The sequence below is a fragment of the Paenibacillus hodogayensis genome (assembly GCF_039536325.1).
Taxonomy (GTDB): domain Bacteria; phylum Bacillota; class Bacilli; order Paenibacillales; family NBRC-103111; genus Paenibacillus_AB; species Paenibacillus_AB hodogayensis.
On sequence record NZ_BAAAYO010000009.1, the window covers coordinates 12,218 to 26,606 of the forward strand.

10 protein-coding genes and 1 other annotated feature (1 of these 11 only partly in view) are annotated in these 14,389 nt (G+C 52.3%); of the genes, 5 read left to right on the top strand and 5 right to left on the bottom strand.

Features of this window, described 5'->3' with window-relative positions:
* Positions 1-50 precede the first annotated feature (50 nt).
* The 3 genes from ABD796_RS18635 to ABD796_RS18645 all read right to left on the bottom strand — a co-directional run bounded on the left by ABD796_RS18635 (position 51) and on the right by ABD796_RS18645 (position 4,749).
* The gene (locus tag ABD796_RS18635; RefSeq protein ID WP_344910366.1) at positions 51-1,319 is read right to left on the bottom strand and encodes an ABC transporter substrate-binding protein; all 1,269 of its coding nucleotides are present in this window, start codon (positions 1,317-1,319) and stop codon (positions 51-53) included.
* A gap of 113 nt (positions 1,320-1,432) precedes the next feature.
* A complete protein-coding gene (locus ABD796_RS18640; RefSeq protein WP_344910369.1) occupies positions 1,433-2,953 on the bottom strand; it encodes a response regulator in 1,521 nt (506 codons plus the stop codon).
* On the bottom strand, positions 2,950-4,749 hold the full coding sequence (locus ABD796_RS18645; RefSeq protein ID WP_344910371.1) for a cache domain-containing sensor histidine kinase: 1,800 nt from the start codon (positions 4,747-4,749) through the stop codon (positions 2,950-2,952). Before ABD796_RS18645 ends, ABD796_RS18640 begins: the two co-directional genes overlap by 4 nt.
* A 456-nt stretch (positions 4,750-5,205) precedes the next feature.
* Here ABD796_RS18645 and ABD796_RS18650 point away from each other — a divergent pair, with 456 nt between their 5' ends.
* The 5 genes from ABD796_RS18650 to ABD796_RS18670 all read left to right on the top strand — a co-directional run bounded on the left by ABD796_RS18650 (position 5,206) and on the right by ABD796_RS18670 (position 10,565).
* Positions 5,206-5,931, top strand: coding sequence for a phytanoyl-CoA dioxygenase family protein (locus ABD796_RS18650; protein ID WP_379120753.1), 726 nt, complete (start codon positions 5,206-5,208; stop codon positions 5,929-5,931).
* A 308-nt stretch (positions 5,932-6,239) separates the two neighbouring features.
* Entirely contained in the window at positions 6,240-7,121 is an 882-nt protein-coding gene (locus ABD796_RS18655; protein ID WP_344910376.1) for a helix-turn-helix domain-containing protein, read from the top strand.
* Between the two features lie 60 nt (positions 7,122-7,181).
* Positions 7,182-8,582, top strand: a complete 1,401-nt coding sequence (locus ABD796_RS18660) for an ADP-ribosylglycohydrolase family protein (RefSeq protein ID WP_344910378.1) — start codon at positions 7,182-7,184, stop codon at positions 8,580-8,582.
* 54 nt (positions 8,583-8,636) lie between these two features.
* Positions 8,637-10,016 carry an ABC transporter substrate-binding protein gene (locus tag ABD796_RS18665; RefSeq protein WP_344910380.1) on the top strand — a complete coding sequence of 460 codons (1,380 nt, stop codon included), beginning with the start codon at positions 8,637-8,639 and terminating at the stop codon, positions 10,014-10,016.
* 384 nt (positions 10,017-10,400) lie between these two features.
* Positions 10,401-10,565 carry a mechanosensitive ion channel protein MscL gene (locus ABD796_RS18670; protein WP_344910382.1) on the top strand — a complete coding sequence of 55 codons (165 nt, stop codon included), beginning with the start codon at positions 10,401-10,403 and terminating at the stop codon, positions 10,563-10,565.
* Positions 10,566-10,578: 13 nt separating this feature from the next.
* Here ABD796_RS18670 and ABD796_RS18675 read toward each other — a convergent pair whose 3' ends face one another.
* Positions 10,579-12,492: a PAS domain S-box protein gene (locus ABD796_RS18675; RefSeq protein ID WP_344910385.1), complete on the bottom strand. Its 1,914-nt coding sequence runs from the start codon at positions 12,490-12,492 to the stop codon at positions 10,579-10,581.
* A 68-nt stretch (positions 12,493-12,560) separates the two neighbouring features.
* Positions 12,561-14,234, bottom strand: coding sequence for a glutamine--tRNA ligase/YqeY domain fusion protein (locus ABD796_RS18680; RefSeq protein ID WP_344910387.1), 1,674 nt, complete (start codon positions 14,232-14,234; stop codon positions 12,561-12,563).
* A 73-nt stretch (positions 14,235-14,307) separates the two neighbouring features.
* Positions 14,308-14,389, bottom strand: a binding site (T-box leader); it runs 171 nt beyond the window's last position.

The window sequence follows — 14,389 nt, forward strand, 5'->3', positions numbered from 1 at the left end:
TTAAGATCGGCAGCCGATCATCATGCTCCCTCTGATGAAGCTTGCCTGCTTTACTTTTTGTTCATTTCTTCGAACTTCTTATCCATATTTTGAGCGATTTGCTCCGGTTTGATTTTACCGGCCAACGTTTCCTGAAGCGACGTCTGCAGCACGTTCCGAATCGCCTCCGGATTTTGCCAGCCGCCCGACGGATTCCAGATGTCGTTTTTCAACAGCCCTTTTTTGGCATCCTCCAGCGAAGGATGAACCGCGAACTTCTCTCCGCCCTTGGCGCTAATAATTTGTCCGGTGCCTTTGTTGTACAGCTCCAGTCCTTCCGGCGTCGCCATGTACGACAGGAAGGCCGCCGCGGCCTCTTTGACTTTCGTCTTGGCGTTGATCGCGTAGGCGATGCCCGCCGCTCCGGCCCAATGCGCGTTGTTGGCGTCCACGCCCGGATAAGGCATCATGCCGAAATCCAGATTCGGATTTGCGCTATTGAATACCTTGATGCACCAAGGTCCGCCCGGCGACATCGCGACCTTCTCGGTGGCGAACTCGTTCTGCTGCTGATCCCAGCTCAAGCCGAGCATGTCTTGCGTCATCAGGCCGTTTTTGTACATGTCGTTGTACCACAGCTGCGCCGGAATCGTCCAACCGTCGACGTATTTTTTCTTGCCGGCGTTTACTTCTTCGTCGAATTTCGGGTTTTTGGCATGCGTCTCGGTAATGAATAGACCGCTTACAATGTTGGCCGCCATGTCCTGTAGGTTATCCAGATAAGGCGTAATGCCGGCTGCTTTCAGCTTTTTGGAGGCATCGATGAATTCTTGCCAATTGGTCGGCACCTGCACGCCCGCTTTGGCGAACAGCTTCTTGTTGTAGAAAATCCCCCCTGCCCAGGCGCTTTGAGCGAAGCCATACACTTTGCCGTTCGCCGAATACGTCTGCTTGTTGAAGTCGGAGACGATCGACATGAACGGTTCGTTGGTCAAATCGAGCGCATAGCCGGACCGGATAATATCGTCCTTGTTTTCGTAAGCCATGACGAAAACGTCTGTAGCCGAGCCGGTCAGCAGCGTCGTCTTGAGCTTCTGGATGTAATCTTTCGTCGGAGGCGTGAATTGGAAATCGATCTTGATGTCCGGGTATTTCGCTTTAAAGCCTTCCAGCAGGGGCTTCATCGCATTTTCGTTTTCCCAGGACATGACGCTCAATGTAACGGGCGAAGGTTTGGTTGTGTTAGCGCTTTCCTTTTGACCGCTACTGGAACTGGAACAACCCGAGATGAGCAGCGATACCGCCGTGAAGCAGACAATCGATGTTGTGATCTTTTTCAACTTGCTTCCTCCCCTTTGTGCTGCGTATCGTTGTGTCGTACGACAGTTCTTATCGTAACGGAATTCCGGGCGGATCGAAATCAAGTTTGTTGCGAAATCGTTGTTTATATTGCTCATCCGTTCGCTTGTTTGTATTCCTGCGGAGAGACGCCGACATGCTTTTTGAACAGTGTGCTGAAATGCGACGTGTTCTCGTAGCCGACCTCTGCGGCGATCTCGTACGTTTTCATCGAGCTTGTGACGAGCAGATGCTTCGCTTTGTCCAGCCGGTAGCGGATCAAATAGTCCCAAATCGTTTCGCCCGTCATTTTGCTGAACATGCGACTTAAATAATATTTGCTGACGAACAGCGTCCCGGCCATCAAGTCCAATGAAATATTCGTGCGGAAATGAACGCCGATATACGCCTTCACGCTGCGCACCAGTTGATCCGTCTGCGCCTGCTCCGATTGCAGGCGCGCGGCAAGACCGACAAGCTGGTCGATCAAGTAGCTCTGGACCTGCTCCAGCTTGCAAAACCGCGCAATTTGCTGCAACTCGTCCATCAGCCGCCCCGTGCCTTCCGCATCCGAACCGAACTCGCTGCGCAGCAGGAACAACAACTCGTAGCAGCTTTGGCAAACGAGCTCGGGCGAGGTCCGCTGGTCCCGGAACGGCTGGGTCCATTCCTCGCGGATATAGGCTGTGCAGCTGTCCATCTGTCCGCTGCGCAGCCAGGCGCCGATTTTGTCCTTGGCCGCCGTCGCATTTTTGTCCGACCGGCCCTTACCGAAAGCCAGATCGCAGTATCGGTTGCCGCTGCTGCCGGAATAAAATCCGCCTTTGATCGCTTCCTTCGCCTCCGCGTAAGCGGCAACAACCGCATCCGTTCCCGTATGGACGTTGCTGAACCCGGCGATGCTGCCGTCCGGCAGGCCGTACTGCCCGATCATAGCCCGCTGAAGTTCGCCATCGTCGACGCCCGCGCCCGGATCATAGAAGCAGACGAGCTCCAGCCGGTCGTTATGGAGCAGCAGCGTATACGTCCGATCCCCGTCTGCTGTCGGCTCGGGCGGAGCGACAGGCGAATCGCACTCCATGATCATGCAGCAAAAGGCCCCCTCCGTCACCTGGCTCAACTGCGGATCGAGCGCCATCTGGGCGAACGGACCGGACTGCCGAGAATGCAGCAGCCGAATTAGTTTGCGCTTATGCTCCTCAAGAATGAATTGACGGATCTTGTTTTTCATCAGCGTAACTTCCTGATTGAAATCCTGCTCATGCTCGATTTCTGTGGAAATCCGGTTCAAAATATCGAGCAGCTTCGCCTTATCGATCGGCTTGAGCAAGTAATGGCTTACGCCGTACTGAATCGATTGTTTTGCATATTCAAACTCGCCGTAGGCGCTCAGCACGACGATTTTACACGGAAGCGAGCGGGCGCGTATCGCCTGCATCAAACCCAGCCCGTCCATGATCGGCATCTTGATGTCGGTGATGACAATATCGGGCGACGTTTGCTCCACCAGAGAGAGCGCTTCCTCGCCATTCGCCGCATAACCGACGATACGCATATTCAAAGCTTCCCAGTTCAAGCTGTTCCTTAAAAAGCCGATAACGGCGGGTTGATCGTCAACGAGCAATACGTTAATCATGGCTTCATCTCTCCCGGAAGTCGAATGTCGACAATGGTGGAATTTCGCGGGTTGCCGGACACGGACATGCCGTACTCTTCCCCGTATTTCATCTTGATCCGCTGCTGCACGTTGCGCAGGCCGATTCGGCTGCCTTCCCCTGATGTAGAGCCGATCTTCTCGCTCAGAGCCGCGAGCTGCTCCTCCGTCATGCCGATACCGTTGTCCGCTATCCGGATCAGTACCCCTTCTTCATCGCAGACACAATCCACCGTAATCTTGCCGCTGTGGAATCCGTCGGCGAAGCCGTGCACGATGCAGTTTTCGACGATCGGCTGCAGAATGAGTTTCGGTATGGCGTAGGTTTCCAAGAGCGGGTCTGCGCTAATGGACGTGTGCAGCCGGCCTTTGTATTTTTGCGTGTATATGTTCAAATAGCTGCCGATATAGTCGAGTTCCTCCCGCAGCGTGACGACCTGACGCGTATAGTCCATGGAGTAACGGAACAGATGGCTCAAGGCGACCAACAGCTCCGACGATTCCTCGTAGTTTTCGCAGACGATCTCGGTCTGGATCAGCTGCAGCGTGTTGAACAGAAAATGCGGGTTGATTTGCGCTTGCAGCGCCTTGAATTCGGATTCCTGCTGCACGATGCGGGATTCATAGTTTTCCGTAATGAGCCGGTTGATCTCGGCCACCATATTCTCGAATTTATCCCCGAGCAGTTGAACCTCGCCGTAGCCGTACGATTTCGTTTTCGGAGTAAAATTGCCCGCCTCCACTTGCTTCATCCGGGAGACGAGCAGCTTGAGCGGCTTGCGGAGCTGGACGGATATCCAGGTGGAGATGCCGATGATGGCTGCGATCGCGAACAAAATACTGATATACGTCGTCGCCTGCAGCTTGTTGGCGTGATGATAGATCAGGTTCATCGGCACTTGGGTGACGATTTTCCAGCCGGTCATTTCGGAGGTCGTGTACAGGATCATCATGTTCTGGCCGTCGATCGTCTGTCGAAAACGTCCCGAGGAGCCGGCGTTGATCCGCTCGAACAAGCCGGGTTCGTACGCCTCGCCGACTCTGCTATTGCCTTGGTCGAACAAAATTTGCCCTTTGCCGTCGAGCAGAAACAACTGCTGGTTGTCGGCAATCCGCTTCACCGGCAGCAGGTCGCCGATTTTGTCGAGATTGAGGTCGCAGATGACGACCCCGATCGCTTCGCGGTTCTCGTCGAAGATCGGCAGGGCGACAGACACGGTATCCGTATTGTATTTACGGTCCAGAACCGTATAATACTCCCTTCGGTGCAGCCCAATAATTTGCAGCTGGCTTTCTTTCCAGTTCAGAGCGTCGCGCACCCACTGCTGTTCGAAAAAAGGGTAGCTCGTATTCATATATTTGCCGGAATACAGATTGTTGACGTAGCCGTTGCGGCCGATGACGAGAATATCGTCAATGTACGATTTGAACGTGTTGATATTGAATGTCAGTTCTTCGATGGCTTGGTTATGGGCAAGCCGGTCTACCCAAGACATATCCTGATAGTGGCGAAGCGAGGCGATCAGCGAGGAATTCGTCGAGAGGAGCGCGATCGGCGTTTTGGCATCGTTTACATACAAATCGAGATTCGCTTCCGTCTGCTCCATCATCTCCGTCGTGTAGTGAACGATCTCGGATTCCAGCGAAGTCGAGGACTCGTAATAATTAACCGCCCCGAGCACAATCAGCAGCAACGTTCCGAACAGGGAGAAATAAACGATCATCCGATTGGCGATACTTTTGTTCAGGAAGCTTCTCATTCCGTCCGTTAGGCCCATGCGGTCATCCCCCGGTTGTATACTGGTACGTCGGCTGTACGGTGCGGTTCAAGGCCAATTCCTTTGCGGATACTGCGGCCCTGAATACCGTTTAGCGACGACAAACACCCCGTCCCGGGATGCGCGCTTATACTTTACCTTATTTGCCCGCAGGATAGCAATACGGATATTTTGTTAACATAGTATTTGTTATGTAAATTAAAAAGCGGCCGATAAGGCTTCTTCTCCCGAATCAAGTTAATTTTATTTCTCGCATCTATTTATATCATTAATATTTAATATCATTAATTAAATATCAGATCCCGCCTCCTTTCTCTTGCAATAATCGAACAAAATCTGAAGATATGCTAAGTTTCCCGGATGGAAAGATGAGCGTCCGCCTCACCCGATTTGCTACAGTAGAGATGTACTTACAAACGATTGGTGGAGGCGATTTCCTTGTTACAAAACGAAAGCTTGATATCACCGGAGGATACGGCGTATTATAACCATAACGGATATTTATTGTACAAAAAGCAGCTTTTTTCTGAACAAAAGTTGAATAAGTTGACGAACATTTTTGAGGAGCAGCTGGCCTTGAAGGGCTCGAAGCTGTCGGATGAGCTGGATACCCCGCACTTCCGCGATGAACGGCTGTTGGAGTTTTTGCTCGCGGATGAGGTGCTGGATCTGGTGGAGCCTATTCTCGGTCCGAATATTGGGTTGTGGTCGAGCCATTTTATCTGTAAAGATCCGGTGGTGGGGCGCGCCACGCCATGGCACGAAGATTCGGCCTACTGGAAAGGCCGCGTGAGCAGCTTCGATCACATCGTGACGGTCTGGCTGGCCATTGACCGCAGCAATCAGGAGAACGGCTGCATGCGCGTCATCCCCGGCACTCATAACAACGGGTTTTCCGAGTATGAGGCCGTGGACAAAAGCACGAACTTGTTCCGGTCGCAAGTGAAAAATATCGACGATTCGCAAGCCGTCTACTTTGAACTGGAGCGGGGCGAATGCTCGCTGCACGACAGCCGGATCATCCATGGCGCAAAGGCCAATACGAGCCCTCACCGCAGGTGCGGCTATACGATGCGCTATTTCTCCACAGAAACGCGAGTCATTCCGGAGCGTAATGAGAATCACAAGGTATGGCTTGCCAGAGGGCGGGATGTAGCGGGAAGCAAGTTTGAGAACGTATAGACGCCTGTGAGCCGAAAGGAATGAACCGATGAAGCGGGAGATCTGGCCGCAGCCTAGGCGTCTGTTGAATGAGCAGTATATGCAGCTTAACCAGTCATTCAACATCTTTGTGCAGCGTCTGCCGAAGCCGTCTCCGCTTCATTGGCACGAATTTTACGAGATGTGCGTCATGAGCAAATACGGCTGTTTTCCCCGACAATACCAGCAGCATGGGCGACGGGATGTGAATGGTCCTGGCTCTCCCCCGCCTTAAACGCCGATCCTCTCGATTTATGAGGAAGAAAAATTCGTTATTCGAGGTTCCCCAAATGAGGCTGAATATTACTTATGAGAACAACATTCCGATTAACGCATTCCGCTGGACGCCCAACGAAAAGTTGGAACCGCTTCACTTTCATTCAAGTTTGGAAATCGGCCTCTGTATTTCCGGTAGCGGCATTTTTTATTTTGGCGAGAAGCAGTACCGGGTCGGAGTCGGCGATATTTTTATAGTGAATAATAGGGAACTCCATATTGCCAAATCGGATGAATGCAATCCCAGCACCTATATATTTATCAATTTCGATCCGCGTTTGTTACTTGATGAGGAAGAATCGTTGCTGCTGCCATTCGCTTATAATTCCGATTATTTCGACAATCGCATTACTTCGGCTTCTCCCCTAGCTGCACCGCTCGGGGCATTGATTGGACAAATATGGAACGAGCTCGACGCCAAAGAGGACGGTTATAAAAGCATGGCCAAAAGCGCCCTACTCGAGCTGTGTGTGCTGCTGCTGCGCCATTATTCGACTAGCATGTCGAAGTTGGAGTGGAAACGGATGACCGATACGTTCCGACGGATGCGTCCGGCTTTGGCTCTGGTTGAAGATCGCTTCCGGGAGCCCCTGGAGCTGACGGATATTGCGGATGCTCTCCTCCTTAGTCCCTCCCGGGTCAGCCACCTGTTTCAGCAGGAGCTGGGCCGCTGTTTTAAAGAATATTTGCTGGATCTGCGAATCAATGAAGCGAAACGACTGCTGATCAGCACGAACCTTAGCGCCGCAGACGTTTGTTTCGGGAGCGGCTTTCAGAGCATCCCTTCCTTCTATCGTCTTTTCAAATCCACCGTAGGGCTTTCTCCACTCGATTATCGCAACAAATTTTCGGTGCACGAAATTATTGAGAATACAAAACAAGAGCTGAGTAGATGACTCGCATGTCCCCCGGCTATACTAAACTTACATCTTATTAATTCGATGGGGGGCATTCATATGGCGGGTTGGACGTCACTAGATGAATTGGTAAAAAAAGAAGTCGTGCAACGAAATCAGGAAGGCTGCGACGTCGACGGCTACGCCGAGAAGGTCGCGGCAGCAGGGACGGATGAGGCGCAATTGATGGCTCTTTACAACGAATTGGCAGCGCTTCCAACTCGAAGCGATTTTCCTTACGAGGAGCCGTCGGAACTGGAGGATATTCGTACTCTGAGGCCTGACGGTCCGCGCAAGCTGAACGATTCGCTGGATGAGGCGCAATGGCAGGACAAATTTTATGGCGCATGGCTCGGCCGTAGCGCCGGCTGCGCACTAGGCAAACCCTTGGAGACATGGCACTACATGGGCGGAACTGAGAGCAATCCGGGATGGCGCAACGTACAGCTTTGGTTCGAAGGGGCCGATGCCTGGCCGATTCGCGGATATACTCCAATCGAATCCCGCGCGGAGAAGGAGCATGGCTTGGCGCTTGCCTCCGCCAGCTTGAGAAGCACGAGAGAACGCATCCGTTTCATGGAAACGGACGACGATATACGCTACACCGTGCTCGGCTTGATTATGCTGGAAGAGAAAGGGCTTACCTTCGATTCGTTCGACATCGGAAAATTGTGGCACAGACGGCTCGTCTATAGACAGGTTTGTACCGCAGAGACGCAAGCTTATTTGAATTTCGCGCATGCGACTTCTCATCAAAAAGGACAAAGACCGGACGACTGGAACTCCCGCAAAGATTGGGTGCGCACGTATTTGAATCCATACCGGGAATGGATTGGAGCGCAAATTCGCGCCGACGGCTTCGCTTACGGCGCAGCCGGAAACCCCGAACTGGCTGCCGATCTTGCTTGGCGCGATGCTTCTTTATCGCATGTAAAGAACGGCATATACGGGGAAATGTTCTGTGCAGCCATGATCGCTGCCGCTTTCGTCGAAAGCGATCCGGAGCGTATCGTGCGTATCGGGCTAAGCGAAATTCCGCGCAATTGCAGACTTTCGCACGACATCGAACTTGCGATATCGATAGCCAAGGAAGCAAAGGATCAGGTCCAGCTTGTCGATCGCATTTGGGAGACGTTCAAGCACTATCACCCTGTCCACACGAACAACAACGCCGCTCTAGTCGCTGCTTCCCTTATTTTCGCCAAAGGCGATTTCCAAACCGCCATCGCCACTTCCGTGCTTGGCGGCTGGGATACCGATTGCAATGGAGCAACCGTAGGCTCCATCATGGGCGCTACGCTTGGCGCAAGCAAGCTGCCGGCAAACTGGGTACAGCCGCTAAACGATACGCTATACGCGGAATTGATCGGCTTCCACCCCATCTCCATCTCGGAATGCGCCAGACGCACTTATGATGTGTTTCGCAGCATCCGTGCTTCCTTGGACCTCGGCGGCGCGTAATTCCGACCGAGCGCAGGAAATTCGTTAGCATTGCAATTGACGAGAAGCGGCGGAATGCACGTCGCTCCCCCACTGTTGATTGCTCTTGAAAACCAGATTGGGAAAAAAATACTAGGAGGGTTCCATTTGCGTAAAAAACATGAGAAGCAAGCCGTTGTCCTTAGTGTAGCCATGATGTGTTTCTTGTTAAGTGGCTGTGGTGGTCAGCAAACAGAGAAGGCCGGGAAAGCCGTTCAAAACGAGCCTCTTTCGATTAGCACCAATCCGGTAACGCTGCGGATCGCACTCCCCTACAATTGGGTGCAGGAAGCCGAGTTTAAACAGTATATCGAGGAGCCGGTCAAAAAACGATATCCGCATATTTCGTTTGAAATTTTTAATTTGGCGGCAAAAGGCCAAACGCTAGACGAACTGATAGCAGCCGATCAAATTCCCGATTTGGTGATGACCGCCTCCCCCCTCATGGAGCGGTATATGGGCAGAGGCTTGGAAGAAAATATCGAGCCCTTGATCAAAAAACACGGTTTTGATCTCACTCGATTGAACAAGACCGCAGTGGATGCGGTGAAAATCGTCAGTCAGACGGATTATTTGACCGGGCTTCCGTGGACCATGCATTTTTATGCGAACTATTACAATAAAACGATCTTCGATAAGTTCGGCGTAGCCTATCCGCGCAACGGAATGACCTGGGAAGAAACCTATGAGCTGGCCAAAAAGCTTACCCGCAATGAGGGTGGCGTTCAATATCGCGGACTTGAACCGGATGGAGCCGTCAGAGTATCATCCGTCTTGTCCCTCGGTTACGTAGATCCAAAAACGAATAAGGCTTCAGTGAATACCGATAGCTGGAAAAATGTGTTCGATTTGCTGAAGAAAATATATGAAATTCCCGGAAACGGAGAAGTGAAGCTTTCCGGCAACGCCATCAATCAATTTGCCAAAGACGAGACGCTGGCGATGTATCCCTCGCTGAATCTGTTATCCAATTTGAAGGATGAGAAAAAATTGAACTGGGATATCGTTCAGTATCCTTCGTTTAAAGAGCTGCCAAATACGGGTATGCAGGTAGATGAGTACATTTTGCATATAACAAAGCAAAGCAAATATAAAGATCAAGCGTTCCAAGTGCTGGCCACCCTCCTGTCCGAAGACGTGCAAAAAGAGATTGCCCGCGTCGGCCGCATTCCGACCTTGACCGGTAAAGACATTGAAGAGGAATTCGGAAAATCTTTGGATTTCACGAAAGGGAAAAACTTGAAAGCCGCTTTCTTGTCTCAGCCTTCCAAGCCTTTTCCGGTTACGAAGTATGACGCTCGTGCAAAACAAATCATACTGGAATCCATGAATTCGGTTGTGAAAGGGGCAAAGGATATTAACACCGCTTTGCGCGAATCCGAGGAAAATATTAATGTTTACATTGCAAGTCAATAAAAGAAAGCGCTTTCCGATAAATAAAAAATGCGTCATCACAGTCCAGCTTCTCTGAAAAACCATTCTTCCTCCTGTCTTAAAAAGAGGGCGTTCTCCGCGCCCTCTCCCCCTTCAATCATGTTCGTGCCGTCAGCCTCCCCTTTCGGCTCGCCCATCTTCCTCGTTAAAACTTCTAGGTCTCTTATCCGTTTCATATTCTCTTCGGCACATAATACCTTTTAGGCGATTGACAACATTAATATTTAATGATATTAATTAAAAAAATAGCAACATGGCGTTAATATCCGCTTAAACAATGGGGTGTATAATAAGGATATTCGGGTACAAAGTCAGAACGGAATCCTTTTCAGACCTGACTTTGCAAACAGGTGGGAGGTGTGGGTTGTGATTGTGCTGGATATCGTGTGGAACGGACAAGTTCAAGAGACACTGCGGCCTACCAATCAAAACCGGCGGGAGTTGTATTGGTTTATTGTGGACCGTCTGCCGGCCCTGACGCAAAAGTACGGACCGGATATTACCGTTAGTCGGAGAACGGTTCAGGAATGAAAGCAAACACACCCTATACGGGTGTGTTTTGGAGTTTCAAATATTTGTCGATAATCGACGAGACGGCCCCGATTCCGATCGGCTTGCTTATATATTCGTCCATTCCCGCCGCCAAATATTTCTCGCTGTCGCCCTTCATCGCGTGCGCCGTAACGGCTACGATAAAGGGCCTTTTGTACGGACTTCCCATCCGCTTGATGAGCCGCGTAGCTTCGATGCCGTCCATGCCCGGCATCTGCACATCCATAAAAATGATGTTGTACGAACGCCGTGCTGCCGCCTCCACCGCCTCTTCGCCGTTAGGAACGACCTTGACGCTGTAGCCGAGCTTCTCGACCATTTTTTTCAAAACGAACTGATTCACTTCATTGTCTTCGGCAATCAATATTTGCAGCGGGTACAGCATCCCGTCGTCCCCGCCGTCCAAGCCCTCGCGTTCCTCGGAATCGGGAAGCTTATGGACCGGAAAGCGAGCGGTGAAGGCAAAGACCGAGCCGTGCCTTCCCGGCCCGGGCTCGTAGCTGATGTCGCCGCCAAGCAGCTGCACGAGCTTCTTGCAGATCGCCAAGCCGAGCCCCGTTCCTTCCGCCTTGCGGGTCATGAAATGATCGGCCTGATAAAACGGCTCGAACAAATAAGCCGCCTTTCCTTCCGGGACGCCAACGCCTGTATCGCGAACGGAGAACCGCAGACAGGCATCGCCGTCCTCCTCGTCCTCGCATTCGACGGAGATCGCAATCCCGCCTTCGACCGTAAACTTGACGGCATTGCCGAGCAAGTTCGTCAGCACCTGCCGCAGCTTCGTCGCATCACCGAGCACAAATCCCGGCACGTCGGATTCGATCGATGCGTTCATGCCCAAGTTTTTTTCCAGCGCTTTGGGCAGCATAATATTCAACGATTCGGAGACGACGGCTCTTACGCTGAACGGTGCCAGGCTCAATTCCGCCTTGCCTGATTCGATTTTGGAAAAATCCAATATATCGTTGATGATCGCAAGCAGCGTACTGCCGCTTTTTTTGATATTTTCCACGTACTCCTGCTGCTCCGCATCCAGTGCCGTCGCCAGCAGCAGATCGGTCATGCCGATGACGCCCGTCATCGGAGTGCGGATTTCATGGCTCATCATCGCCAGAAACTCGCTTTTCGCTTTATTCGTTTTCTCGGCGGCTTCCTTCTCGATGATCAGCCGCTTCTGCTCCGTCATGTCTTTGGCGATCATGTAGAACCCGACATTTTGATTATGAATGATGATCGGCGCCAGGGTGGTCAGCACCTCGACGGACCGGCCGTCCTTTTTTCGGATGAAGTTGATCGACTTCTCGACGGCGCTGTATTCGAACGAAGCGGAGAGCGCCTCCGCCACGTTATTTTTGCCGATTATCGCTGAGATGCTCGTTCCTACCAGTTCTTCGATCTGGTACCCCGTCAATATTTCGGCCATCTGGTTGCCGTTGATGATGATGCCGTCCAGAGCGAACGAAATGATCGCATCGTGATTGTACTTCTTCAGCGACGTGTAACGTTCGATGCTCTCCTGCAGCTTCTGCTCGACCACCTTGCTCCTCGTGATGTCGATGACTTGCGAGATGAAGAACAGCGGTTCCCCGTCGTTTTCGTCGCGTACGAGCGAGATATGCAGAGAGGCAGACAGGCGGCTGCCTTTGCGGTGCATATAGTTCCGCTCGAATTCGAAAGTGGTCGTATCGCCCTCCAGCAGGCTCCGCAGCAAATATTCGTCCTTCTCGTCCGGATCGATAAAGTCTACCGCCGGAAGCGACATCATTTCCTCCGCCGAACTCCCGAACATACGGCACACCGCAGGATTGACACTGATCCACTTCCGGTCTATCGAGATTAATGCTACGCCGATCGGGGCGTTTTTGTACACATGCTCAAATAAAACCTGGTGATCTAATACCTCCATATCCGGCATTGGCCTCCCCCCGCATTTCTTATGTCTTGCATCCATTACCCCGAATCGGCTGGCGCGAATCATTTTTTGTTCCAGCTGTCCTTGAGCGGTACGATCCGGTTAAACGAAAGCCGCTCGCCGACCGTTCGGACCGAATCTGCGGCAAAATAGCCATGACGGAAAAACTGAAACCTTTGCTCCGGCCCCGCCTGTTGGACGGAAGGCTCCAGCAGGGCGCCGCCAACGACGATGAGCGAGTCCGGGTTAATCGTATCGGACCAGCTGCCGTCCTGCGGAATATCTCCCTCCAACAGCAGCTTCTCGTACAGATGAATGTCCGCCTTTACGCCATTCTCCGCCGATACCCAATGAATCGTCCCCTTTACTTTGCGCCCGGTAAAGCCTGTGCCGCTCTTCGTCTGCGGGTCGTAGGTGCAGCGCAGCTCCGTTATATCGCCGGTAGCCGGGTCCTTGACTGCTTCCTCGCATTTGATGAAGTACGCGCCCTTCAGCCGTACCTCGGCATTCGGGCTCAGCCGGTGGAATCCCGGAACGGGGTGTTCCATAAAATCATCCCGCTCGATATAGATCGTTCCGGAGAACGGAACGTCCCGTTTGCCCAGCTCCTCGTTCTCGGCGTTATTCTCTATGCGGACAAGCTCCGAACCGCCCTCCGGGTAGTTGGTAATGACCACCTTCAATGGCCGCAAAACAGCCATGACGCTCATCGCCTTCCGCTTCAAATCCTGCCTGAGACAGTGATCAAGCAGCGCGATATCTACGGTGCTGCGGGTGCGGATGGTGCCGATCTCTTCGAGAAAGCCGCGGATGCTGTCCGGCGTGAAGCCTCTTCGACGGAAGCCGCGCAGCGTCGGAAGTCGCGGATCGTCCCAGCCTTCCACGTAGCCTCCTTCGACAAGCTGCCGCAAAAACCGTTTGCTCGTCACGACGCCCGTCAAGCTGAGCCGGCCGAATTCTCTTTGCCGCGGAGGCTCGGGGATTTGCAGCTCGTTCAATACCCATTCGTACAACGGCCGGTGGTCTTTGAATTCGATGGAACATAACGAATACGTGATGCCTTCGATCGCGTCCTGGATCGGATGGGCAAAGTCGTACATCGGGTAAATGTTCCATTGCCGGCCCGTGCGGTAGTGCTCGGCGTCGATAATCCGGTACAACACCGGGTCGCGCAAATTGATGTTCGGGGAACCCATGTCGATTTTCGCGCGCAAAATCTTGGAGGAAGCCGGGTAAGCGCCTTGTTTCATGCCGGCAAAGAGCTCCAGGTTCTCCTCGACGGAACGGTTCCGGTACGGGCTTTCCCTTCCCGGCTCCGTCAAGGTTCCTCGGTATTCCGCCAGTTCCTCCGGACCGAGATCGCAGACATACGCTTTGCCGCGCTCGATCAGGAAGACGGCGGCCCGGCATATTTGCTCCGAGTAGTCCGAGCCGTAGTAAATATGGCCTCCCGGATCATACCCGAGCCAGTGGAGATCCTCGATAATCGCGTTGGCGTACTCCGCGTTTTCTTTCAAAGGATTCGTATCGTCAAAACGGAGATGGAACGTTCCGTTGAACGTTTGCGCGACTGTATAATTGGTGTGTATGGCGTAGGCGTTGCCGATATGCAAATAACCATTGGGCTCGGGAGGAAACCGCGTGCGCATGTCTCTGCCGAAAGCCCCTGCCTCCAGCTCGTCGCGTATAAGCCGGTATATACCGGTTTCCGCTGCATATTCATTCTCTCTGGTCAATGGGGACTCCTCCTAATGAATCGGATTAAACGGCCAAGAAAACAAAAAAAACTTCACCTCCAAGACTTGTCGTCTTGGGGACGAAATTTTCGCGGTACCACCCCAGGTTCGTTAATATGTCGCCATATTAACCTCTTCAAGTACGGCATTGCAAA